The organism is Croceicoccus hydrothermalis (assembly GCF_022378335.1).
Taxonomy (GTDB): Bacteria; Pseudomonadota; Alphaproteobacteria; order Sphingomonadales; family Sphingomonadaceae; genus Croceicoccus; species Croceicoccus hydrothermalis.
Window position 1 is genome coordinate 72,570 of sequence record NZ_JAIQCI010000003.1, and the last position, 22,499, is coordinate 95,068.

Annotated in this window: 20 protein-coding genes and 1 pseudogene; 14 read left to right on the top strand and 7 right to left on the bottom strand. The window is 65.5% G+C overall.

Going from position 1 to position 22,499, the window contains the following annotated elements:
• Window positions 1-79: 79 nt before the first annotated feature.
• On the bottom strand, window positions 80-1,558 hold the full coding sequence (locus K4G67_RS02415; RefSeq protein WP_239804815.1) for a S10 family serine carboxypeptidase-like protein: 1,479 nt from the start codon (window positions 1,556-1,558) through the stop codon (window positions 80-82).
• 344 nt (window positions 1,559-1,902) lie between these two features.
• On the opposite strand from K4G67_RS02415, the gene K4G67_RS02420 reads away from it, so the two are divergent.
• On the top strand, window positions 1,903-2,976 hold the full coding sequence (locus tag K4G67_RS02420) for an aminotransferase class V-fold PLP-dependent enzyme (protein ID WP_239804816.1): 1,074 nt from the start codon (window positions 1,903-1,905) through the stop codon (window positions 2,974-2,976).
• Between the two features lie 59 nt (window positions 2,977-3,035).
• Window positions 3,036-4,565, top strand: coding sequence for a S10 family serine carboxypeptidase-like protein (locus K4G67_RS02425; protein WP_239804817.1), 1,530 nt, complete (start codon window positions 3,036-3,038; stop codon window positions 4,563-4,565).
• Here K4G67_RS02425 and K4G67_RS02430 read toward each other — a convergent pair.
• The 3 genes from K4G67_RS02430 to K4G67_RS02440 are packed head-to-tail and all read right to left on the bottom strand — an operon-like array spanning window position 4,562 to window position 7,186.
• Window positions 4,562-5,239 carry a glutathione S-transferase gene (locus K4G67_RS02430; protein WP_239804818.1) on the bottom strand — a complete coding sequence of 226 codons (678 nt, stop codon included), beginning with the start codon at window positions 5,237-5,239 and terminating at the stop codon, window positions 4,562-4,564. The two genes, K4G67_RS02425 and K4G67_RS02430, sit on opposite strands and share 4 nt — an antisense overlap.
• The gene (trhO, locus tag K4G67_RS02435; RefSeq protein WP_239804819.1) at window positions 5,236-6,228 is read right to left on the bottom strand and encodes an oxygen-dependent tRNA uridine(34) hydroxylase TrhO; all 993 of its coding nucleotides are present in this window, start codon (window positions 6,226-6,228) and stop codon (window positions 5,236-5,238) included. Before trhO ends, K4G67_RS02430 begins: the two co-directional genes overlap by 4 nt.
• 10 nt (window positions 6,229-6,238) lie before the next feature.
• Window positions 6,239-7,186 carry a LysR family transcriptional regulator gene (locus tag K4G67_RS02440; RefSeq protein WP_239804820.1) on the bottom strand — a complete coding sequence of 316 codons (948 nt, stop codon included), beginning with the start codon at window positions 7,184-7,186 and terminating at the stop codon, window positions 6,239-6,241.
• A 94-nt stretch (window positions 7,187-7,280) separates the two neighbouring features.
• Here K4G67_RS02440 and K4G67_RS02445 point away from each other — a divergent pair, with 94 nt between their 5' ends.
• From K4G67_RS02445 to K4G67_RS02460, 4 genes and pseudogenes are all read left to right on the top strand, one after another.
• Window positions 7,281-8,435, top strand: a complete 1,155-nt coding sequence (locus K4G67_RS02445) for an isovaleryl-CoA dehydrogenase (protein WP_239804821.1) — start codon at window positions 7,281-7,283, stop codon at window positions 8,433-8,435.
• A complete protein-coding gene (locus K4G67_RS02450; protein ID WP_239804822.1) occupies window positions 8,432-10,033 on the top strand; it encodes a carboxyl transferase domain-containing protein in 1,602 nt (533 codons plus the stop codon). The genes K4G67_RS02445 and K4G67_RS02450 overlap by 4 nt, the downstream gene beginning before the upstream one ends.
• Before the next feature lie 5 nt (window positions 10,034-10,038).
• Window positions 10,039-11,964, top strand: a complete 1,926-nt coding sequence (locus K4G67_RS02455; RefSeq protein WP_239804823.1) for an acetyl/propionyl/methylcrotonyl-CoA carboxylase subunit alpha — start codon at window positions 10,039-10,041, stop codon at window positions 11,962-11,964.
• A pseudogene (locus K4G67_RS02460) lies at window positions 11,964-12,447 on the top strand (MaoC/PaaZ C-terminal domain-containing protein). Before K4G67_RS02455 ends, K4G67_RS02460 begins: the two are co-directional and overlap by 1 nt.
• Here the strand turns inward: K4G67_RS02460 and queF are convergent.
• Window positions 12,429-12,905, bottom strand: coding sequence for a preQ(1) synthase (gene queF / locus K4G67_RS02465; RefSeq protein WP_239804824.1), 477 nt, complete (start codon window positions 12,903-12,905; stop codon window positions 12,429-12,431). The pseudogene K4G67_RS02460 and the gene queF overlap by 19 nt on opposite strands.
• Window positions 12,906-13,060: 155 nt before the next feature.
• On the opposite strand from queF, the gene sseA reads away from it, so the two are divergent.
• The 8 genes from sseA (at window position 13,061) to K4G67_RS02505 (ending at window position 20,383) form a co-directional block, all read left to right on the top strand.
• Window positions 13,061-13,906, top strand: a complete 846-nt coding sequence (sseA, locus tag K4G67_RS02470) for a 3-mercaptopyruvate sulfurtransferase (protein ID WP_239804825.1) — start codon at window positions 13,061-13,063, stop codon at window positions 13,904-13,906.
• Window positions 13,861-15,132, top strand: coding sequence for a cystathionine beta-lyase (metC, locus tag K4G67_RS02475; RefSeq protein ID WP_420829976.1), 1,272 nt, complete (start codon window positions 13,861-13,863; stop codon window positions 15,130-15,132). The genes sseA and metC overlap by 46 nt, the downstream gene beginning before the upstream one ends.
• The gene (locus K4G67_RS02480) at window positions 15,132-16,319 is read left to right on the top strand and encodes a mechanosensitive ion channel family protein (protein WP_420829977.1); all 1,188 of its coding nucleotides are present in this window, start codon (window positions 15,132-15,134) and stop codon (window positions 16,317-16,319) included. The genes metC and K4G67_RS02480 overlap by 1 nt, the downstream gene beginning before the upstream one ends.
• 69 nt (window positions 16,320-16,388) lie before the next feature.
• Window positions 16,389-17,156: a uroporphyrinogen-III C-methyltransferase gene (gene cobA / locus K4G67_RS02485; RefSeq protein ID WP_239804827.1), complete on the top strand. Its 768-nt coding sequence runs from the start codon at window positions 16,389-16,391 to the stop codon at window positions 17,154-17,156.
• Complete coding sequence (locus K4G67_RS02490; protein ID WP_239805081.1) at window positions 17,156-17,452, top strand: DUF2849 domain-containing protein; 297 nt, start codon at window positions 17,156-17,158, stop codon at window positions 17,450-17,452. Before cobA ends, K4G67_RS02490 begins: the two co-directional genes overlap by 1 nt.
• Window position 17,453: 1 nt before the next feature.
• Window positions 17,454-19,088, top strand: coding sequence for a nitrite/sulfite reductase (locus K4G67_RS02495; RefSeq protein WP_239804828.1), 1,635 nt, complete (start codon window positions 17,454-17,456; stop codon window positions 19,086-19,088).
• Window positions 19,081-19,599, top strand: a complete 519-nt coding sequence (locus K4G67_RS02500; RefSeq protein ID WP_239804829.1) for a DUF934 domain-containing protein — start codon at window positions 19,081-19,083, stop codon at window positions 19,597-19,599. Before K4G67_RS02495 ends, K4G67_RS02500 begins: the two co-directional genes overlap by 8 nt.
• Entirely contained in the window at window positions 19,592-20,383 is a 792-nt protein-coding gene (locus K4G67_RS02505) for a phosphoadenylyl-sulfate reductase (protein WP_239804830.1), read from the top strand. Before K4G67_RS02500 ends, K4G67_RS02505 begins: the two co-directional genes overlap by 8 nt.
• Before the next feature lie 19 nt (window positions 20,384-20,402).
• Here the strand turns inward: K4G67_RS02505 and K4G67_RS02510 are convergent, their stop codons facing one another.
• Complete coding sequence (locus tag K4G67_RS02510) at window positions 20,403-21,308, bottom strand: NAD-dependent epimerase/dehydratase family protein (protein WP_239804831.1); 906 nt, start codon at window positions 21,306-21,308, stop codon at window positions 20,403-20,405.
• A 24-nt stretch (window positions 21,309-21,332) separates the two neighbouring features.
• Window positions 21,333-22,481, bottom strand: coding sequence for a glutamate 5-kinase (gene proB / locus K4G67_RS02515; RefSeq protein ID WP_239804832.1), 1,149 nt, complete (start codon window positions 22,479-22,481; stop codon window positions 21,333-21,335).
• Window positions 22,482-22,499 lie beyond the last annotated feature (18 nt).

Sequence of the window (22,499 nt, forward strand, 5' to 3'; positions counted from 1 at the left end):
CAGACGTCCTGCCCGGTCCGTTTCGCATAATATTTTCTTGATTTCGGAGAATCGTGGTTATTCTGGATGCATCGGACCATTACGGCGCATCGGTGAGGAAGCTTTCAAGGTTCGCATTGAATACCTTACGTATCGCAGGCGTGTCGTACATCATGTGTCCGCCGGGATAGCAGTGAAGCGCGATGCGATCCCTGACCCCGGGCGGCAGGGTGGAGACGCGCGCCTCATTCGCGAGGCAGGAATTGAGCGAATCGTACAATCCCGCGGCAACATGGGTGCGCATGGCTGGCATTTTCTGCATCGCGCGAAGGGTCCACGGCTGCGACGGGCTTGGCGGGCCTTCGCCGGCCATCGCGCGGGCCAGCGATCGTTCGGTGATCGGCGATTGGTCATATTGCCACCCCTCGCCCACCGGAATGGCGGGCGCCTCGATCCCGGCGTAGGTCCCGGCGCGATAGTGCAAGCCGTTGCGATAATACGCGATGATCGCATTGTCGTCCGCGTCATCCCCGGCTATAAAGGCGCCTTGCCCCTGCCGCACCCGGCGCATGTCAAACACATCCAGCATGCGTGACGGGATCAGACCGCTGCGAAAATCGCGCGGCGACACCCACAGCGTTTCGGTATCGATCTGCGATAGCTCCATCCCATGATAGCGCGCGAGATCGGCGGCGACCTGCATCCGCTGCTCCGCGCTGAGCGAGGACGGGTCGGCGAGCGCCGGATACCACACCGTGCGCGCCCAGTCTGCGGCCGCGTCCACCGCCGCCTGCCCCTGCGCCTGCAATTCCGGGTCAAGCCGGTTCAGCATCAGCGCCGCCGCCGTCCTGTTCGGCAGGGACAATGCGCGCGATAGCGCCTGGTCCGGCTCCTCCCCCAATGGTATCCCGCCCGAAATCAGTCCGATACCCGCCACCTTCGTACCCGCATCGGCCAGCGCCTCCGCCGTGCCCGATGCGCGCCATGTGCCGAAACTCTCCCCGATCAGGTAGAGGGGCGCGTTCTCCTGCGCATAGGTCCGGCGAAACTGCGCGATGAAACGCGCGGTCGCGTCTATATCGCCAACCGTTCCATAAAGCGCATTGGCCGCCTCTTGCGACGAGGCGCGGCTGAAGCCCGTGCCCGCGGGATCGAGGAAGACGAGATCGGCGGAACGCAGCGGCGTATCGGGGTTGTCGATCAACACGCCGTCTTCAACGATGCGCGGACCCATCGCGGAAAAATGGAGGAGGCGCGAATCCGCCCCCGGCCCGCCGTTCCACACGAAGGCCAACGGACGTTCGCCGCCCTCCCCGTTCGCGCCCCGATCGGCGAAATAGGCGGTGTAGAAGAGATCCGCCATCGCGTCCCCCCCCGGCCCCCGCACGGTCAGCGTTCCGGCGCATGCGTCGTAATTCAACCGCCCGTCCGTCGTCACCACCGAATGCCGCGAATGCACCGCATCGGCGGCACAGGCGCCGACGCTGCGCGAGATCTGCGTCCCCTCGCCGCCGAACGATGTGCAGGATGAAAGGACCGGCACGATCGCCAGCACCGCGAATAGGGTCGTGTTCTTCATAAAAAGCACCTGTCATGCCAACGCTGTCATCGCCAAGAATGCCGCATCCAAGGCAATTCTTCGCGTCTTTTCATCCACTGCGAAGGCCGTTTTTGCAAAATCCTGACGCGGATTGCCCCATCAATGCATAAAATATCAGCCGAAACCGCATAATATGGCCCCATGAATGCGAAACGATTTGGTGACGCTGTGCCCCTGACGCGGCGGCGCATGATGGCCGCGGCGCCGGCGGTGCTGCCCCTTGCCGCGACCCCGGCATTCGCGACGGGGCGGGTGACGCCGCGCCCGGTTCGCCCGCGGCGCTGTTCTCCCCGCGAACCGATGTCTATCTCGACAGCGGGACGATGCACCCGGTGCCGCTGGCGGCGCAGGCATCGGTGCGTGCCTATCACGACATGCGGGCGCGCGGCGAACACTGGCCGACCAGCGCGGTGGAGGCGCGGGTCAAGGCAGCATTCGCCACGCTGGTGAACGCGTCGAGCGATGAGCTGGCCTTCGTGCAAAGCACCACGGCGGGCGAGCAACTGGTGATCGACGCGCTCGACATTCCGAGCGTCGGCGGGCGGATCGTGACCGATACGCTGCATTTCTTCGGTTCGTTCTGGCTTTATGAAGAGCTGGCGAAGCGCGGGATGGACGTGGTCTGGCTGCGCCCCGAAAACGGTCGCATCGATCCCGCCGCCTACGAAAAGGCGATCACGGCCGATACGCGCCTGGTCAGCCTGTCGCAGGTATCGACGTATAACGGGTTCGAGCAGGATCTCGCCGCCGTCACGCAAATCGCCCATGCGCGCGGGGCGAAAGTCTATGCCGACATCATCCATGCCGCCGGCACGGTGCCGCTCGACCTGCATCGCAGCGGCGTCGATTTCGCCGCCACGGCCAGCTACAAATGGCTGATGGGGGATTTCGGGCTCGGTTTCCTTTACGTGCGGGGCGATCTGATCCCGCGATTGCGGCGATCCCGCTTTGGCTATTATCAGCTGGCGAAGTTCAGAAGCCATGTTTACCCCTATGATCCGCCGGGCGAAACGGTTGCCGACATGGCGCCGCGCGACGATGCGGAGGGGCTTTTCGCCATGGGCACGCGCTCTCACGCCGTGCTGGCGCAGCTCGACGCGTCGCTGCCGATCCTGCTGCAACAGGGGGTTTCGAACATGACGGCACGGCGCTTGCCGCTGCTGCGCCGTCTGCACGACGCCTTGCCGGCGATGGGATACGATGTCGTCACCCCCCGGGACAGCCGGACCCCGCTTGTCACCTGCGTTCTCGAAGGGGCGCGAGAACGGCTTTCGGAACCACTGGAACGGGCGGGGGTGCGCATAACATTATCGCGCAACCGGTTCCGGATCTGTCCGTCCTTCTTCAATGGTCCGGACGACATCGAACGGCTGCTCGATGCTCTTCCCACGCTATGACGCACCCACGACATGACTGCCTCGAGGCGCGAAGTGCGCCGGACACGAAAGGTTGCACGATGAAAATGCTGCACACGATGCTGCGGTTCGCGCCGGTGGCGCTTATGGCCGGAATGGTGCCCGCCCTCCCCGCCGCGGCGCAGCAATCCGACAGGCCTATGCCGCCCGCCTTCCTCCGCGCGATGGAACCGATGGTCGAACGCCCGGAACCGAGCGCCCATGTCATCACCACCGGCCATCGGGGACGCTTCGCGAACCGGCCCGTCGCCTATGACGCGATCGTGACCGAAACGCCGGTGGCGAATGCGGCGGGCGAGGTGGCGGCGGTGGTCGTAACCTACGCCTATGTCGCGAAGAATGCCGGCGATCCCGGCACGCGCCCGGTGCTTTTCTTTTTCAACGGCGGGCCGGGCGCGTCGTCGTCTCCCCTGCATATGCAGGCGTTCGGTCCGCGCGTGGTCCGCGACGGGGATGCCGGCGCAACCCTCGTCAACAACCCGCACAGCCTGCTCGACACGGCCGATCTCGTCTTTATCGACCCGCCCGGGACCGGGGCAAGCATGCCGGTCGCCGGCGTGGATGCCAGCAGCCTGTTTTCGGTGGACGGCGACGCCGCCGCCGTGGCGCAGGTGGTGCAGCAATGGCGCGTCGACAACGGACGCACCGGCTCCCCCTTCGCCTTGGTCGGAGAAAGCTACGGCACCGCCCGCGCCGCCGCCATGTTGCACAGCGCGGCCGAAGCGGAACTGCCGTTGCCTGATGGCGTGGCGCTTTTGTCCATGTCGCTCGGCGATACGGCGGCACCGGTGATTTCGGACATGGCGATGCTGCCCACGCTGGCGGCGGTGAACTGGTATCACCACCCTTCGCGCCGCGATGGGCAAAGCGTCGTGGATCGCTACAACAGCGCGCTCGATTTCGCGCAGGGCGAGTATGCGAAGGCGCTGATCCGGTGGCAGGTGATGGACGCGCCCGCCCGCGCGGCGGTGGCGGAGCGGATGGCAAGGTTGATCGGCATTCCCGCCGCTAAATTGCTGGCATCCGATTTGCGTATCGACAAGACGACGTTCATGTTGAGCCTGCTGGCCGACCGGGGCCTGCGTACGGGGCAGCTCGACGCGCGGGTCACGCGCCCCATCGCCGATTCCAATTTTCAGCCGCCCTTCGACGACCCTTCGATGACATTGGGGACCTCGACCTCGGCAACCCTCGAAAGCTATCTCGCCGAAGAGCTGGAATATCGTTTGCCCAGTGCGTATCGCAGCCTCAATCTCGGCATCAATTTCAAGTGGGACTGGGGCGAGAATGAGAGTTACCGCAGCCGCCGTTTCGCCCCTCTGATTGCCGAGGCGCTCGAACGGCGTCCCGACATGGCGATCTTCACCGCGGGCGGGCTGTACGACATCACGACGCCGACCTATGCCGGCATCTTCGCTCTGGATCACGCGGGCATCGCGCGCGACCGGCGCACGACCCGCCTCTATGCGGCCGGACATTCCGTGTTCGAGGATGAAGGCGAACTGGCAAGGATGAGCGCGGATCTGCGCGAATGGGCGCACACGCTGGGACGGAGCGGGGATGCGCGCTAGGCCGCGCCGGTGACGGCCTTGCCGGGCTCCGGCCCGAAAATGGCCGGCGGGTCGCCCGGTGCCCATGGTTTGCGCTTTGTCATGATCGCGGCGAACAGCGGCGATTGCAGATGACCGTCGAGCCATTTGCGCACATGCGGCACCGGGGCGGCGGCGAACCATTCGCGGTCCACCGCGGCAAATTGCCGGACGAAGGGAAATATCGCCGCATCCACGATGCCGCGCGTATCCCCGCAAAGCTGCGCAGCGTGCGACAAGCGCGCGTCGAGCTCGCTTAGAAATCGCAATCCCGCCGCGCGATGCGTCAGCGGATCGGAGCCGTGCCGTTCGGGATATTTGTAACGGTCGAGATCATGTTTGAAATCGCCGTCATTCGCCGCGATCAGGGCGGGATCGTCACGGTCGAGCCATCCTTCGGGATCGTGACTTCCCAATGCGGTGCGCATGATGTCGATGCTTTCATCGACGACCGTGCCGTTGGCCAGGACCATCACCGGCACGGTTCCCTTCGCCGACGCGGCGAGCAGCGCATCGGGCTTCGCACTCAGCTTCACCTCCCGCAATTCACAGCGTGTTCCCGTCACCATCAGCGCCAGCCGCGCCCGCATCGCATAGGGGCACCGCCGAAAGCTGTAGAGCACCGGAAGTCCGGTTTCGCCGCCATGCATATTCATCGGTCAGCCTCCTCCATGCTTGCGCCAACGTGAGCGCGCCCCTGGGCTGCGGCGAGTGTTTCCTGACGGTGGCGTTCCCGCGCCGATGCTTTCTGCGCCTCGGTCCGCGCGGCGTGGCATGCGGGGCACGACACCCCTTCCTCGAACAGGGGGGAACGCATGTCCGCCGGGGCGACCGGCTCCCGGCAGGCATGGCATAGCGCATGGGTCCCCAAGGATAGCCCGTGCCCCACCGCGACGCGCTGATCGAAGACGAAGCATTCGCCCTGCCAAAGGCTCTGCGCCGCCGGAATCGTTTCGAGATAGCGCAGGATGCCGCCCTTGAGATGGTGGACGTCCTCGACCCCTTCGCTTTTCAGGAACGCGGTCGACTTTTCGCAGCGGATGCCCCCGGTGCAGAACATCGCCACCCTCGGCGCCTTCCCCTCGCCCAGAAGGCGCGCGCGCTCCTGCCGGAACCAATCGGGAAAATCCCGGAAACTCGTGGTTTTCGGGTCAATCGCACCCTCGAACGTGCCGATGCGAACCTCGTAATCGTTGCGCGTGTCGATCACGATCGTGTCGGGGTCGCGGATCAATGCGTTCCAGTCCTCCGGCTCGACATAGGTGCCCACGCTCGCGCGCGGGTCGATGTCCGCCTGTCCCATGGTGACGATCTCGCGCTTGATCCGCACCTTCATCCGGTGGAACGGCATGGCGGCCGCGGCGGAATATTTGACGTCGAGCGCGTCGCAATCGGGCAGGCTGCGAATATGGCGCAGCACCGCCTCGATCCCCGCGTCGGTTCCGGCGATGGTTCCGTTGATCCCCTCCGGTGCGAGGAGCAGCGTGCCGCGAATGCCCCCTGCCCGGCACAGGGCGAGCAGCGGCGCGCGCAATGTTTCGCAATCCTCGAACCGGGCAAAGCGGTAGAGCGCGGCGACGCGGACGGGCGGCGTATGAGGCGCCGGGGCAGCGGCAGGGACGGTCGGGAGGAGAGCATCGGTCATGGCAAAGCCCCTAGCCGCATTCCCGCCGCGCGTCAGCATCCGAACCGCCCTCCGCCGCGCCAGGTCCGGCACCGCGTGCATCGTCAAGCCCCGCATTCGGCACCGCCAGCACATCGCCCAATGCCCGCACCGCGGCGGAGCCCGCCACACGTCCCATCGTCTCCTGCTCCGCCACGAGGCCGATGCGCCGCCGCATCGCGAATCCGTCGAGCGGGACCAGCCGAAGCCCCGCCGCCGCGTGGCACGCCGGCACCACCGTCATGCCCAGCCCCGCCCGCACCAGCGCGGCGGCGGTTTCGTCGTTCGTCGTGCGCGACGCCATGAAGGGGCGGATGCCGGCCTGCGTGAAAAAGCGGCTCGTTTCCGGCAGCGCCTCGCACCAGCGGCGCACGATCATCGGTTCGCGCACCAGCTCGTCCGCCGTCAGCGTCGCGCGGTCCGCGAGCGGATGATCCTCCCGCATGGCGAGGCGATACGGCTCCTCGAACAATGTGCGCAGGCACAGCGCATCGTCCGGCACCGGCCCCGCGACGAGATCGAGCCGCCCGCGCCGCAGGCTCTGCATCAAATCGCGCATGCGGCCATGCGCGACCTCGATCCGGATGGCATCCTGTGCCCGAAGCGCGGCGGCCACCGCCCGCCCGGTCAGCGCCGCCGGAAGTGTCGAGGCGATGCCGATGCGGATGAGCTTTGACGGGGCATCGTCCGCCGCGCCCCGTTCGGCCGCGGCGAATTCCCGCTCGATCAACCGGGCATGATGCATGAAACGTGTGCCCGCCGTCGTCAGCTCGACCCGGCGATTGTTCCGCTCGAACAGAACCGTGCCGAGCAGACGTTCCAGCTTGGCAATGCCGGAGGACAGCGTAGGCTGCGACACCTGAGCGGAGGCGGCGGCCGCCGAAAACGTGCCCTGTTCGACCACGGCGAGGAAATAGCGCACGAGATAGCGTTCGATCATAGACGACACCTATCGTATCGATAAGGCCGTATCAATTGCATCCCCCCGCCCGATCGGATTAGAACGCATTCAAACGAGATCCGAGAGGAAGACGATGGCTCCGCAATTCGAATTCGACATAGATGAAAATGCGCGGATGATCCGCGACACGGTGCAACGCTTCGCCCGTGAACAGATCGAACCGCTCGCCGCGAAGATCGACGCGGAGGACAGCTTCCCCCGCGCGCTCTGGCCGCAGATGGGCGAACTGGGCCTTCACGGCATGACCGTGCCGGAGGAATTCGGCGGGCTGGGCCTCGGCTATCTTCACCATGTCATCGCGTGCGAGGAGGTGAGCCGGGCCTCCGCCTCGGTCGGTCTGTCCTATGGCGCGCATTCCAACCTCTGCGTCAATCAGATCGCGCGTTGGGGAAATGACGCGCAAAAGGCGAAATTCCTGCCGAAGCTGGTCAGCGGAGAGCACGTCGGCTCCCTCGCGATGAGCGAGACCAACGCAGGCTCCGACGTGGTGTCGATGAAGCTGAAGGCGGAGAGGGCCGAGGGGGGCTGGACCCTCAACGGCAACAAGTTCTGGATCACCAACGCGCCTTATGCCGACACGCTCGTCGTCTATGCCAAGACGGACATGGACGCAGGGGCGAAGGGCATCACCGCATTCCTGATCGAGAAGGATTTCAAAGGGTTCTCCATCGGTCAGAAGATCGACAAGATGGGCATGCGCGGATCGCCCACGGCAGAGCTGGTGTTCGACGATTGCTTCGTGCCGGACGACAACGTCATGGGCGGCATCGGCGAGGGCGTGAAGGTGTTGATGAGCGGCCTCGATTACGAGCGTGTCGTATTGTCGGGCATTCAGCTCGGCATCATGCAGGCCTGCCTCGACGTGGTGCTCCCCTATCTTCGCGAGCGTCAGCAGTTCGGCAAGCCCATCGGCGAGTTTCAGCTGATGCAGGCGAAGATTGCCGACATGTATGTCGCGCTGCAATCGGCGCGGGCCTATGTCTATGCCGTGGCAAAGGCGTGCGACGAGGGGCGCACCACGCGGTTCGACGCGGCGGGCGCGATCCTGTTGTCGAGCGAGAATGCGTTCCGCGTCGCGAACGAGGCGGTGCAGGCGATGGGCGGCGCAGGCTATACCAAGGATTGGCCCGTCGAACGTTTCCTGCGCGATGCGAAATTGCTCGACATCGGGGCGGGCACCAATGAAATCCGACGCATGTTGATAGGGCGGGAGTTGATGAAATCATGAGTGGACCGGTTCTGACCTCCAATCTGGACATGGCGAGCCCGGAGGCGCGGCAACGCGCCGCCCATAATCGCAAGCTGGCCGAACAATTGCGCGACCACGTGGCCACCGCCGCGCTGGGCGGGAGCGAGAAGCACCGCGAACGGCACGTGGGCCGCGGCAAGCTGCTGGCCCGGGACCGGGTGGAACGGTTGCTCGATCCCGGCTCGCCCTTCCTCGAAATCGGGCAACTGGCCGCGCATGGCATGTACGAAGGCGACGTGTCGGGCGCGGGCATCATCGCGGGCGTCGGGCAGGTTTCGGGCCGGTGGGTGATGATCGCCGCCAACGACCCCACGGTAAAGGGCGGCAGCTATTACCCGATGACGGTGAAAAAGCACCTTCGCGCGCAGGAAATCGCCCGCGAAAACAGGCTGCCGTGCATTTACCTTGTCGATAGCGGCGGTGCCAACCTGCCCTATCAGGCGGAGGTGTTTCCCGACCGCGACCATTTCGGGCGCATCTTCTATAACCAGGCGCAGATGAGCGGCATGGGCATCCCGCAGATCGCCTGCGTCATGGGAAGCTGCACCGCCGGCGGGGCCTATGTCCCCGCAATGTCCGACGAAACGGTCATCGTGCGCGAACAGGGCACGATCTTCCTCGCCGGGCCGCCATTGGTAAAGGCCGCCACGGGCGAGGAAATCAGCGCCGAGGATCTGGGCGGCGGCGATCTGCACACGCGCAAGTCGGGCGTGGCCGATCATTTGGCCGAAAACGACGAACATGCGCTGACCATCGTGCGCGACATCGTCAGCCATCTGGGTATCAACAATCCCGCCCCGCTGGCCTTTCAGGAACCCCGCGAACCCAAATTCGATGCCGAGGATCTCTACGCCCTGATCCCCGACGACGTGCGCGCGCCCTATGACGTGCACGAGGTGATCGCCCGGCTCGTCGACGGGAGCGAGTTTCACGAGTTCAAGCCGCTCTACGGCAATACGCTGGTCTGCGGGTTCGCGCATGTCATGGGCATGCCGGTCGCGATCCTCGCCAACAATGGCGTATTGTTCAGCGAAAGCGCACAGAAAGGCGCGCATTTCATCGAACTCGCGTGTCAGCGGCGCGTCCCGCTCCTGTTCCTGCAGAATATCTCAGGCTTCATGGTCGGCGGGAAATACGAGGCGGAAGGCATCGCCAAGCATGGCGCGAAACTCGTCACCGCGGTCGCATGTGCACAGGTGCCGAAGATCACCATCGTCATCGGCGGCAGTTTCGGTGCCGGGAATTACGGCATGTGCGGCCGGGCGTATCAGCCCCGCTTCATGTTCACCTGGCCCAATGCCCGCATCAGCGTGATGGGCGGCGAACAGGCGGCAAGCGTGCTCGCGACCGTGCACCGCGACGCCGACAAGTGGAGCGAGGAGGAGGCCGAGGCGTTCAAGGCCCCGATCCGTGAAAAATACGAAACCGAGGGCAGCCCCTATTACGCGACGGCGCGATTGTGGGACGACGGGGTGATCGATCCTGCGCAAACGCGCGAGGTCATCGCGCTGTCGCTGTCCGCCAGCCTCGAAGCCCCGATCCCCGACCGTGCGCCCTTTGGCGTGTTCAGGATGTGAGCCTTATGATGAAATCCCTTCTCATCGCCAATCGCGGCGAAATCGCATGCCGGATCATCCGCACCGCCCGCGCCATGGGTATCCGCACCGTCGCGGTCTATTCCGATGCCGATGCGAACGCGCTCCACGTGCGCATGGCGGACGAGGCCGTGCATATCGGCCCGTCGCCGGCCAATGAAAGCTATCTTGTCGGCGAACGGATCATCGCCGCGGCAAAGGATACCGGCGCTGAGGCGATCCATCCCGGCTATGGCTTCCTGTCCGAAAACGCCGGCTTTGCGCAGGCGGTCATCGATGCGGGGCTGATCTGGGTCGGGCCCAAACCGTCCAGCATCGACGCCATGGGGCTGAAGGATGCGGCCAAGAAGCTGATGCGCGATGCCGGCGTGCCGGTGACGCCCGGATACGACGGCGCGGATCAGATGCCCGAACGGTTGAAGGCAGAAGCGGACAAGATCGGCTACCCCGTATTGATCAAGGCGGTCGCGGGCGGCGGCGGCAAGGGCATGCGCAAGGTCGACGATGCGGCCGATTTCGACGCCGCCCTGCAATCCTGCCGCCGCGAGGCCAGCGCCAGCTTTTCCAATGACGAGGTTCTGCTCGAAAAATGGATGACCGCGCCGCGCCATATCGAGGTGCAGGTGTTCGGCGATTCGCACGGCAATGTCGTCCATCTGTTCGAGCGTGACTGTTCGCTTCAACGCCGCCATCAAAAGGTGATCGAGGAAGCGCCCGCCCCCGGCATGGACGAGGATACGCGCGCCGAAATCTGCGCCGCCGCCGTCCGCGCGGCCAAGGCCGTCGATTACGAGGGCGCCGGCACGATCGAATTCATCGCCGATACGAGCGAGGGCCTGCGCGCCGATCGCATCTTCTTCATGGAAATGAACACCAGGCTTCAGGTCGAACACCCGGTGACCGAGGAAATCACCGGCGTCGATCTCGTCGAATGGCAATTGCGCGTCGCGGCTGGCGAGAAGATCCCGCTGCGTCAGGAGGACCTGTCCATCGACGGCCATGCGATCGAGGCGCGGCTCTATGCCGAGGATCCCGCCACCGGCTTTCTGCCCAGCACGGGGCGGCTGGAGCATTTGTGGTTTGGCGAGGCGGACCGGATCGAAACCGGGGTCGAGGAAGGGGGCGAGGTGTCGCCGTTCTATGACCCGATGGTGGCCAAGGTCGTGTGCCACGGCGACACGCGGGAGGAGGCGATCGACGCGCTCGCCCTCGCCCTGTCGCAGACGGAGGTGTTCCCGGTGCGCACCAATGCCGGGTTCCTGGTTCGCGCGCTGAACGATGCGGATTTTCGCGAGGCCGATCTCGACACCGGCTTCATCGCCAACCGGGGCGATGCGCTGATCCCCGCGGGCGAGCCGGACGATGCCGACTGGCTGGTGGCGGCGCGCATCGCGGCGGAGGATACAGACGATGGGGCGATGCTGCCGGGTTTCCGGCTGAACCGGGCACCCCGGCGCGAGGTCACGCTGTCGTTCAAGGGCGACGTGCGCGCCGTCGACCTTGCCCATGCCGATGACGAAACCGTGTGGGTGGGCGAGGAAGATGACGATTTCGACTTCGCCGACGATATCGGGGCCGATGCGGTGGTGTCGGGCTATCGCGATGCGGGGCGCGTCGTGCTCTTCAACGCAGGGACCGCCTATGCCTTCGATACTGCCATTCGCGGCACCGGCGCGGCGGCGGCAGGCGACGGGGCGATCCTGGCGCCGATGCCGGGCAAGGTGTTGTCCGTGGATGTGGCCGAAGGCGATGCCGTCACCGCCGGGCAAAGGCTATTGGTGCTGGAGGCGATGAAGATGGAGCATGCCCTGACCGCGCCGTTCGACGGGACGGTCGCGCAATTGTCGGCCAGCGAAGGCGCGCAGGTGCAGGTGGAGGCCGTGCTGGCCCGGATCGAGAAGGGGGATGGTTGATCGCGGGTCGCGCGTTCGGCCCATCGCCGATCGGCGACCGCATCGAATACGACATTCGCCGCACTGTTACGGAGACTGACGATCTGCTCTCCGCCACGATGACCCACGATCCGCCGCCGCTACATCTCCATGCGGAGGCGGGAGGGGCGCGCGTTTGGCGGGATTCTCGTCAAAGGCACTTTTACCGTCGCGCTTATGGTCGGGGATACGACGCTGGGCAGGCTGGTGGCGAATTTCGGTTATGACGCGTTGATGCATCCCGATCCGCTTTGCATCGGCGTCATGGTGCGGGCGCGGACCAAGGTTTAAGGTTTACGCGAATTGAAATCGCGGTTCGATGCAGGGTTCATCGCCTTTTGCCGCGAACTGCTCCGTCGACGGGGCGCGATCGTGCGGCGCTGCCTGCGCGGCAATGCTGGGAAAACCGGGATGATGGGGCGGCGGCGGGTCGTTTCGGCCCGCGCCTATCCCCGCCCGCGATAGGATGCGACGCCCTGATCCGGTGCCCACAGCCCACCGGGCACCGGCCCGCTCTGCCAGAACACGTCGATGGGGATGCCCCCGCGCGGATACCAGTATCCGCCGATGCGCAGCCAAACAGGCTTCATCTCGTCGAAGAGGCGCTGTCCGATGCCGACGGTGACATCCTCGTGAAATCCGCAATGGTTGCGGAACGATGCCAGGAAAAGCTTGAGCGATTTCGATTCCACGATGGTATCGCCCGGCGCGTAATCGATGACGAGATGCGCGAAATCGGGCTGTGACGTGACGGGGCACAGCGAGGTGAATTCCGGCGCGGCAAAGCGCACCATGTAAAGCGCGCCCGTCCGCGGATTGGGCACGTAGTCGAGCACGGCGTCCTCCGGCGAGGTGGGGAGCGCACTGCTCTGTCCCAGATGCAGCGGAGCGTTTTGCGATTGATCGTTCGATGTGTCGGCCATGTCCCGCCCTTTGCACCGGGCCGCGCCGATGCTCAAGCCCTCCCGCACGCCGAACGGTGCCCACGTGCCGCCATGCCAATGGACAGCAGGGGGTTGCGCCCTGTAACCTGTTCCGGAAAGGGCCGCATCCGGCGGCCTCCAAAGGAGCAGAACGCATGGACATGCTGATTACGACCGAATGGCTGGCCGAACGGCTGGGCGAGGACGATCTTCGCGTGCTCGACGCGAGCTACCACATGGGCGGCACCGGGCGGGACGCTGCGACGGAGTTCGAGGCGCTGCACATTCCGGGCGCGGGGTTCATGGACCTTTCCGCGCTGTCCGACCATGATGCCGAACTCGACAACACGATACCGCCGGCACAGCAATTCGAACGCGCGATGCGCGCACTGGGCATTTCGGCGGATACGCGCGTCGTGCTTTATGACAATTCCCCGCTTCATTCCGCGATGCGCGGCTGGTTCCTCATGCGCCTGTTCGGGCATGGGCGTGTCGCCGTGCTCGACGGGGGGCTGCATCGCTGGAACATGCAGGGCCGCACGATCGAGCGGGGTGCGGCGAAAGCATGCGCATCCGGCGATTTCATGGCCCGGCTCGATGAAACGATGCTGCGTGACAAGCAGAGCATGCTCGACAATCTCGACAGCCGTGCCGCGCAGGTGGTCGATGCGCGCAGCGCCGCCCGGTTCACAGGGCAAGATCCCGAACCGCGCGAGGGCGTCGCATCGGGCCATATTCCGCGGGCGAAAAACGTGCCCATCGCCATGCTCTTCGAAGGCGACGGGCGAATGAAGGACATGACCGAAATCCAGGGCGTATTCCAGGCCGCCGGGCTGAATCTCGAAAAACCGTTCGTGACGAGCTGCGGCTCTGGCGTGACGGCGGCGGTGCTGTCCTTCGTGCTGGAACTGCTCGGCACGAAGGACGTCGCGCTTTACGACGGAAGCTGGGCGGAATGGGGCAGCAGTCCCGACACGCCCAAGGCGCAGGGGCTGGCCTGATCTTGGCAAAGGATACCGATTACAAGACCGCGACCCGGCTCGTGGAGGCCGGGCGGCGATCCGCCTATACCAGCGTGCCGGGGCTTGCCGGCGGGGTCGTCAATCCGCCCGTCTGGCGCGCGAGCACGCATCTTTACGAAAATAGCGCCGCGCTCGCCGCCGGGCCGAAGACGAACGAGGATGGCCGGTTCTTCTACGGACGGCGCGGCGGGCCGACGCAATGGGCGTTGGCCGAGGCGTTGACCGCGCTGGAGCCGGGGGCGACGGGCACCATGCTGTATCCGTCCGGCGTGGCGGCGATCGCGGGCGCGCTGCTTGCCGTACTGCGGCCGGGCGACAGGCTGCTCATCACCGACAATGCCTATGATCCCAGCCGGAATCTGGGGCTGGGGCTGTTGAAGACATTCGGCGTCACGACGCAATTCTTCGACCCATTGGATCACGCCGCCTTTGCCGAGGCGTGCAGCGAAGGGGTTGCGGCCGTATTGCTCGAAAATCCGGGCAGCCTGACGATGGAGATATGCGATGTGCCCGCGCTCGCCCAAATCGCGCATGATCACGGTGCGGTCGTGCTGATCGACAACACATGGGCGGGGCCGACCGGGTTCGCCGCCCTGCCGCACGGGTGCGACGGGTCGATCCTTGCCCTTACCAAACATGTCGGCGGGCATTCCGACCTCATGATGGGGTCGGTGACGGCGAACGAACGCCTCTACCCCCGCATTCGCCGCACGGCGCAGGCCCTGGGCCATGTGGTGTCGCCCGACGATGCGGCGCTGGCGCTGCGCGGGCTTCGCACGCTGGACCTCAGGCTGCGGCAGCAGGCGGCCTCGGCCCTGCGCATCGCGCAATGGCTGTCCGCGCGGGACGAGGTTGCCGCCGTGCTGTGCCCGATGATGGAGGGCGCGCCGGGCCACGATGTGTGGTCGCGCGACTTTACCGGCGGCTGCGGTCTGTTCAGCTTTATCCTCAAAGGCCGGGTCGCCGCCGCGCGTGCCCGTTTCATCGACGCGCTGTCCCTGTTCGGCATCGGCTATAGCTGGGGCGGGTATGAAAGCCTCGCTCTCCCGGTGGATCCGCGCGCGAACCGCTCCGTCCGTCCGTGGCCGCCTGCCGGGATGGACACGGGCGATACGATGGCGATCCGGCTGTCGATCGGGCTTGAGGATACAGACGACCTCATCGCCGATCTTGCGGATGGTTTTGCCGCGATGGAGAACGATTGATGTCCGGCAACCCGCTCGCGGTTCCCACCCCTATTCCCACGCCGACGGACATGCCCGCCGATACCGATGCGGCCAGTGAAACCGTCATGGAAACGGCCACCGCCGTCAGCCGCGCCGCCGACACCGCGAGCCAGGCGGTCGGCGGCGAACCGCTCATCATGCCGTCTCCCACCCCCACGACCGAAGCGCCCGACGCCGTCAGCGGCGCCGACGAAATCCGCGAGGCCGTCGCGAGCCAGAACCTGACGATTGGGGAGATAATCGGACAGCTCGACGCGGTCGGCTTTACGGTGGGCGATACGCGGTTCTCGCTATGGACCGTGCTGCTCGTGGCGATCGTGATTGTCGGCGTGTTCGTGCTCGCCCGGCTCGGCAGCCGTCTGGGGTCGAGCGCGGTGGGCAAGCTCAACCGGTTGAGCCCGACGCAGACGCTGCTCGCCGAAAAGCTCATCACTTTGGGCGTTTGGGCGATGGCGATTTTGATCGGGGTCGATATCCTCGGCATCGATCTTACCGCGCTGGCCGTGTTTTCGGGCGCGTTCGGTCTTGCCATCGGTTTCGGGCTTCAGAAAACCTTCGGCAATCTGATCGCGGGGATGATCCTGCTCATGGACCGGTCGATCAAGCCGGGCGACGTGATCGCCGTCGCCGATCAGGCCGGCAATGAAAGCTTTGGCCAGATTCGCAGGATCGGCATTCGCGCCGTGTCGGTGACCACCCGCGACGAACGCGAATATCTGATCCCGAACGAAAACCTGATGATCAACCAGGTCGAGAACTGGTCCTATTCCAGCCGGAACGTGCGGTTTCAGATTCCCGTCGGCATCTCCTACAGCTGCGATATCGCACTGGCCGAGGAATTGATGCTTGAGGCCGCGAAAAGTTCGAAACGCGTGTTGCAGATGCCCGCGCCGTCGGTGTGGCTGTCGGGATATGGCGACAGTTCGGTCGATTTCATCATCCATTGCTGGATCCGCGATCCGGAGGAAGGCGTCGGCAATGTGAAATCCGAAGTGCTGAAAAAGCTGTGGTATCTGTTTCAGGATGCCGGCGTGGAAATTCCCTTTCCCCAGCGCGACATCAACCTGCGCAACAACGAACAGTTCGAACAGATCATCGCCGCGCTGTCGCAACGCATGGAGCAGCGCGCACAGGACACGAAAAACGCGGGCGAGCCCCCTGTATAAAGCGCAGCTAGCCCCCCGCCAAACAGTTCTGGCTGGCGTTCCTCGCCGGCTGCGCCCATTTTGCCGAGCATGAGCGAAAACGCAAACCCTGGGCGGGTCTATCTCGTGGGTGCCGGACCGGGCGATCCCGAATTGCTGACCCTGCGGGCCGCGCGCCTGTTGATGGCGGCGCGCATCGTCGTGCATGACGGGCTGGTCGATCCTTCCATCCTCGCCATGGCGCACCGCGATGCGCGGCTGATCTCGGTCGCGAAGCGCCGCGCCTACCATTCGGTACCGCAGGACGAGATTTGCGCCCTGCTCGTGCGCGAGGCGCTCGCCGGCCGGGACGTGGTGCGGTTGAAGGGGGGCGACCCCTTCGTCTTCGGGCGCGGGGGCGAGGAGGCGGAGGCCTGCCACGCCGCCGGCGTGCCCGTCGAAATCGTGCCGGGAATCAGCGCCGCCAACGCAGCCGGCGCCGCCGCCGCGATCCCCCTCACCCACCGCGACCATGCCAGCATCGTCAGCTTCGTCGCCGGACAGTGCAAGGGATTGAGCGAGCAGGACTGGACCGGGCTGGCCGGCGTGGGCCGCACGCTCGTCATCTACATGGGCGTAAAGACCGCGCCGCAGATTGCGGAAAAGCTGATGGCGGACGGATTGTCTCCGGAAATGCCGGTGGCGGTCATCGAAAACGCAGCGCGCGCCGACATGCGCGTGTTGCGCGGATCGCTGGCCGGATTGCCCGGCATGGTCGAGGATGAAAAGGTCCGCAGCCCCGCGCTGATCGTGATCGGAGAGGTAACGCGGGACCATGCGGACGTGCCGCTGGTCGCGATGGCAACGGGAATGGCATGATGAAGATATTGACGGGCAACGATCTGAAAACCGGCGATGTCGTGTGGTGGGACGGTGCGGAATGGGTCCGCGACGTGGACGCATCGGTCGATGTCGGCGATCGCGCCGATGAAATCGCCGCGCGCGAAGAGGCGGAGCGCCGCGTCAACGTGCCCTATGCCATCGATGCGGAGCGGACCGGTGACGGTATCCGCCCCGCCCATATCAAGGATCGCGTTCGCGCGCTCGGCCCCACGGTCCGCATGGACCTGACCCGGCGCCCCGATGACGCCAATGCCGCAGACTGGGTGGTTTGAAATGTACCAATACGACACTTACGATCAGCAGATGGTGGACACGCGCGTCGCGGAATTTCGCGATCAGACGCGCCGCCGCCTATCCGGCGAACTGACCGAGGATCAGTTCAAGCCATTGCGGCTGATGAACGGGCTGTATCTGCAATTGCACGCCTACATGCTGCGCGTGGCGGTGCCCTATGGCACGTTGAATGGCGAGCAGATGCGCATGCTCGCGACGATCGCGGAAAAATATGACCGCGGTTACGGCCATTTCACCACGCGCCAGAATGTTCAGTATAACTGGATCAAGCTGGAGGATGCGCCCGACATTCTCGCCGATCTGGCGACGGTGGAAATGCACGCCATCCAGACCAGCGGCAATTGCATCCGCAACATCAGTTCGGACCATTTCGCCGGCGCCGCCGCGGACGAGGTGACGGACCCGCGCCCCTATGCCGAATTGCTGCGCCAATGGTCGAGCTTCCACCCGGAATTCAGCTATCTGCCGCGCAAGTTCAAGATTGCCGTCATCGCGTCGGACACCGACCGTGCGGCCATGCGCCTGCACGACATCGGCATTCAGATCGTGAAGAACGACGCGGGCGAGCTTGGCTGTGCCTTCTATGTCGGCGGGGGCATGGGCCGCACGCCGATGGTTGCGCCGCTCATCCGCGATTTCGTCCCGCTCGACGAGATGGTCACCTATTGCGAGGCGGCGCTGCGCGTCTACAACCGTCATGGCCGCCGCGACAACAAGTACAAGGCGCGGATCAAGATCCTCGTCCATGAAATGGGCAAGGACGAATATGCGCGGCAGGTCGAGGAAGAGTTCGCCCATCTGAAAGGCGAAGGGATCGAACCGCCCTTCGCCGAGCTGGAACGCATTCGCGGCTATTTCGCCGACCCTGCGTTCAAGAGCGACCTGCCTGACGACATCGACCGCAACGATCCCGATTTCGCGCTCTGGGCCGACCGCAACACGGTTGCGCACAAGGCGCCCGGCTATGTCGCCGCGGTCATCAGCCTCAAACCCGTCGGCGGCATCCCCGGCGATGCCAGCACCGAGCAGATGCAGGTGATGGCCGACCTTGCCACGCGCTACAGCTTTGACGAATGCCGCGTGACCCATACGCAGAACATCGTCCTGCCGCATGTCGAAAAGGGTCGGCTCTACGATCTGTTCAAGGAGCTGGACGCTGCTGGCCTCGCCACACCCAATCTCGATCAGATCGGCGACATCATCGCGTGTCCCGGCCTCGATTATTGCAGCCTTGCCAATGCGCGTTCGATCCCGCTCGCGCAGAAGATCGCGACCCGCTTTGCCGAAAACGGCAAGGGCGACACGCTGGGCGAGCTGAAGCTCAAGATTTCGGGCTGCATCAATGCCTGCGGCCACCACCACGCGGGCCATATCGGCATTCTGGGCGTCGATCGCAAAGGGACGGAGAATTATCAGCTCCTGCTCGGCGGGAGCGAGGCGGCGGATACCTCGCTTGCCAAGATCACCGGCCCCGGTTTCGACGAGGACGGCATCGTCGACGCGATCGAGACCACCACCGATGTCTATCTGGCACAGCGCGAGGACGGCGAACGTTTCCTCGACACCTATCGCCGCATCGGCATGACCCCGTTCAAGGAAGCGCTTTATGGTTGAGCAGACGCAGATGGAAAGCGAAGGGCGCGGGCCGGATACCGGCCCGGATACCGGCCCGGATACCGGCAATGTGTTGCGCCTTCGCGAGGATGAAGGCACCGCCGAACCCGCCGTCACGGTCGAGGCATTCGCCGGGCAGACCAACGCCACCGCCGTCCGCATCGAACCGGGCGAGGATGCGCGCGAGCTGATCCCGCATATCGACCGCATCGCACGGGTCGAGGTGAACTTCCCGGCGTTCGGCGACGGGCGCGGCTATTCCGCGGCGCGTATCCTGCGTGAGGCGGGCTATGACGGGGAGATCCGCGCGGTCGGCGACGTGCTGGTCGATCAGATCGCCTATATGCGTCGTTGCGGTTTTGACGCGTTCGAACCTGATGCGCCTCTGAACCCTGAGGATGCGGAGACCGCGCTCAACCGCTGGAACGATGTGTATCAGGAAACGGTCGATGGCCGCACGCCGATCTGGGCGCTGCGCCATGGGCGGAAGGACGGGGCCGTTGATGGCTGATGCTGCCCGCCGCCGTGACCGGATCGACACTGCGCCCCGCTTTACCGAGGCGGACGCCGCCGCGCTGAATGCGCGATATTCGGGCGCATCGGCGCAGGATATCCTGCGCGCCGTGTTGAAGGATGGCGTGGCGGGGCGCGTTGCCATGGTGTCGAGCTTTGGCGCGGAGAGCGCAGCGCTGCTGCATCTCGTGGCCGAGGTGGATGCCGAGACGCCAGTGCTGTTTCTGGAAACGGGGAAGCATTTTCCCGAAACGCTTGCCTATCGCGATACGCTGGTCGATGCGCTTGGTCTGTCGGGACTGGTCAATCTCTACCCCGATGCGGGCGCGCTTGCGGCCAGGGACGATACCGGGCTGCGCTGGTCCTACGATCCCGACGGCTGCTGCGAAATCCGCAAGGTGTTGCCGCTGGCCGAGGCGCTGGCCGAGTATGATGCGTCGATCACCGGTCGCAAGGCGTTTCAGTCCGAAACGCGCGCCGATCTGCCCGTATTCGAGGTGGACACCTCCGACACGGCGGGGCGTTTGAAGGTGAACCCGATCATCGGGTGGTCCAAGGACGATATCGAGGCCTATATGACCAGGCACGATCTGCCTCGCCACCCGTTGGTCGAGCAGGGCTATCCCTCCATCGGCTGCTCTCCCTGTACGAGCAAGGTCGCACCGGGCGAGGATCCGCGGTCGGGCCGTTGGCGCGGATGGGACAAGACCGAATGCGGCATCCATGCGGTGCCGGGCGCCGACGGCGACGAATTGCCACCGGGTTTCGAGCCTGCATTCTAAGGCTTGACGGCGCGGGCGGTCAAAGCCAGCCTTGCGCCCGGTACCAGCGCGCGGTTTCGGACAGCCCTTCGCGCGTGTCGATCTGCGCCTGCCATAGCGTAGGCGGCGGCATGCATTCCGCCCGCGCGGTCCAGTCGGGATGCGTCATGTAGCCCACCCTGTCCGGCGTGAGCTTCGCCCCTGCTCCGCGCATCATCCGGTCGCCCCATGCCGCGAGCCGCAGCAATGCCGCCGGTACATGGACGGGCCGCACCCGGCGCCCGATCGCCGCGCCGATCGCCCGCGCCATATCCGCATGGCTCCACCCGTTTTCGCGCCCGTCATCGGGTTCGAACACGGCGCCATGCTGCGTCCCGTCCTCCGCAAGGGTCAGGAGCAGGCGCGACAGATCCGCCACATGGATCATCGAGGCTCGCCCCGGCGGCGGCAAGGGGACGATGCCCGTCTTCGCCGCCTTGAACAATTCGAACATTTCCGTGTCGCGCGGTCCGTATACGGCGGGCGGCCGCACGACAGACCAGCCAGGCTCACCCGCGGTGACAAGCGCTTCTGCCGCGTATTTCGATTGGCCGTAGAGAGAGAGCGACGGTTCACGCGCGGCGAGGGAAGACACGTGGACGAACCGCACAACCCTTTCGTCCCGCGCGGCGCCGAGGACATGGCGCGTCCCCTCGACATTTCCGGCGTGAAAGCCCGCCGCATCGGGCGCATTGACCACCCCGGCGACATGAATCACCGCATCGGCCCCGGCGCATAGCCCGCGCAAGGCCGACCGGTCCGCAAGATCGCCGCGAACCCAGTCGACCCGCACGCGGGGTGCCTGTTCCCGCCGGGTCAGCGCCGCGACGGAATGCCCCTCCCCCGATGCGAGATCGAGCAGCGTGGACCCGACAAAGCCCGTCGCCCCGGTGATGGCGATCCGCATCGCCGTCCTACCGGGTGGCGAGGGTCAAAGCAGAACCATCTGGTCGCGATGCACGACCGCCGATTTCGGCTCATAGCCGAGCAGGCTGGCCTGATCGCTCGAATGGCTACCGAGGATGAGGCGGCATTCCTCCGCGTCATATTCGGTCAGGCCCTTGGCGATGTCGCGGTCGCGATCGTCGCGGATCATGACGGGGTCGCCCTTGTCGAATTCGCCCGATACCGCCGTGATGCCCTTGGCGAGAAGGCTTCCGCCCGCCTGCAACGCAATGGCCGCGCCCGCATCGACGATAAGCTCGCCCTTCATCTGCATGCGCCCGCCGATATAGGCCTTGCGCGCGCCGTCGCTGCGCCGGGGCAGGAACAGCGTGCCGATCCCTTCCTCCAAAGCGCGGCGGACGGGATGGTCGTGAAACCCGTTTGCAATGACGAGCGCGATGCCGGCCCGCTCCGCGATTTCGGCGGCTTTCAGCTTGGTCGTCATGCCGCCGGTGCCCAGGCCCGAGGCGCTGCCGCCGTCGGCCATGGCGTGCAATTCATCGGTGACGCCGCGCACCACGGGCACGCGCTTTGCCTTCGGATCCTTGGGATTGCGGTCGAACAGGCCGTCCACGTCGGAAAGCAGCACCACCGCATCGGCATCGGCGGCCTGCGCCACGCGCGCGGCGAGCCGGTCATTGTCGCCGAAACGCAGCTTTGCCGTCGCGACCGAATCGTTTTCGTTCACCACGGGCACGACGCCGGCCTCCAGCAGGCGGGCGATCGCGGCGGCGGCGTTGAGGTAACGGCGGCGGTCCTCCAGATCCTCCAGCGTGACGAGCAATTGCGCGGCGATCAGATCATGCCGGCCCAGCACTTCGGACCAGATACCGCCCAGCTCGATCTGCCCCACGGCGGCGGACGCCTGCGCATCGGGGAGGCTGCCGCGCCCACCCTTGTCAAAGCCCAGCCGCGCGGCGCCCAGTGCGGTCGCGCCGGAGCTGACGACGATCACTTCCTGTCCGCGGGCGCGCGCATGGGCGATTTCGTCGGCCAGCCCGGCGAGCCATTCGCGGCGCGGCTGTCCCTCCGCATCGACGAGCAGGGCGGACCCCACCTTGAAAACGATGCGCGGGCATGAAGAGGACCGGGCCAGATCGCCCAGCGTGGTGATGGTGTCGCGAGTCACGTTCATAATGAGTGCCTAGAGCAT

Bases quoted from the DNA above. Each gene is read 5' to 3' on its own strand.
- K4G67_RS02505 (WP_239804830.1), top strand. From the start codon at position 19,592: ATGGCTGATGCTGCCCGCCGCCGTGACCGGATCGACACTGCGCCCCGC.
- K4G67_RS02425 (WP_239804817.1), top strand. From the start codon at position 3,036: ATGAAAATGCTGCACACGATGCTGCGGTTCGCGCCGGTGGCGCTTATG.
- K4G67_RS02420 (WP_239804816.1), top strand. From the start codon at position 1,903: ATGCACCCGGTGCCGCTGGCGGCGCAGGCATCGGTGCGTGCCTATCAC.
- proB (WP_239804832.1), bottom strand. From the start codon at position 22,481: ATGAACGTGACTCGCGACACCATCACCACGCTGGGCGATCTGGCCCGG.
- K4G67_RS02450 (WP_239804822.1), top strand. From the start codon at position 8,432: ATGAGTGGACCGGTTCTGACCTCCAATCTGGACATGGCGAGCCCGGAG.
- K4G67_RS02510 (WP_239804831.1), bottom strand. From the start codon at position 21,308: ATGCGGATCGCCATCACCGGGGCGACGGGCTTTGTCGGGTCCACGCTG.
- trhO (WP_239804819.1), bottom strand. From the start codon at position 6,228: ATGACCGATGCTCTCCTCCCGACCGTCCCTGCCGCTGCCCCGGCGCCT.
- K4G67_RS02415 (WP_239804815.1), bottom strand. From the start codon at position 1,558: ATGAAGAACACGACCCTATTCGCGGTGCTGGCGATCGTGCCGGTCCTT.
- metC (WP_420829976.1), top strand. From the start codon at position 13,861: ATGGGGCAGCAGTCCCGACACGCCCAAGGCGCAGGGGCTGGCCTGATC.
- K4G67_RS02480 (WP_420829977.1), top strand. From the start codon at position 15,132: ATGTCCGGCAACCCGCTCGCGGTTCCCACCCCTATTCCCACGCCGACG.
- K4G67_RS02445 (WP_239804821.1), top strand. From the start codon at position 7,281: ATGGCTCCGCAATTCGAATTCGACATAGATGAAAATGCGCGGATGATC.
- K4G67_RS02495 (WP_239804828.1), top strand. From the start codon at position 17,454: ATGTACCAATACGACACTTACGATCAGCAGATGGTGGACACGCGCGTC.
- K4G67_RS02440 (WP_239804820.1), bottom strand. From the start codon at position 7,186: ATGATCGAACGCTATCTCGTGCGCTATTTCCTCGCCGTGGTCGAACAG.
- K4G67_RS02500 (WP_239804829.1), top strand. From the start codon at position 19,081: ATGGTTGAGCAGACGCAGATGGAAAGCGAAGGGCGCGGGCCGGATACC.
- K4G67_RS02490 (WP_239805081.1), top strand. From the start codon at position 17,156: ATGAAGATATTGACGGGCAACGATCTGAAAACCGGCGATGTCGTGTGG.
- cobA (WP_239804827.1), top strand. From the start codon at position 16,389: ATGAGCGAAAACGCAAACCCTGGGCGGGTCTATCTCGTGGGTGCCGGA.
- queF (WP_239804824.1), bottom strand. From the start codon at position 12,905: ATGGCCGACACATCGAACGATCAATCGCAAAACGCTCCGCTGCATCTG.
- K4G67_RS02430 (WP_239804818.1), bottom strand. From the start codon at position 5,239: ATGAATATGCATGGCGGCGAAACCGGACTTCCGGTGCTCTACAGCTTT.
- K4G67_RS02455 (WP_239804823.1), top strand. From the start codon at position 10,039: ATGATGAAATCCCTTCTCATCGCCAATCGCGGCGAAATCGCATGCCGG.
- sseA (WP_239804825.1), top strand. From the start codon at position 13,061: ATGGACATGCTGATTACGACCGAATGGCTGGCCGAACGGCTGGGCGAG.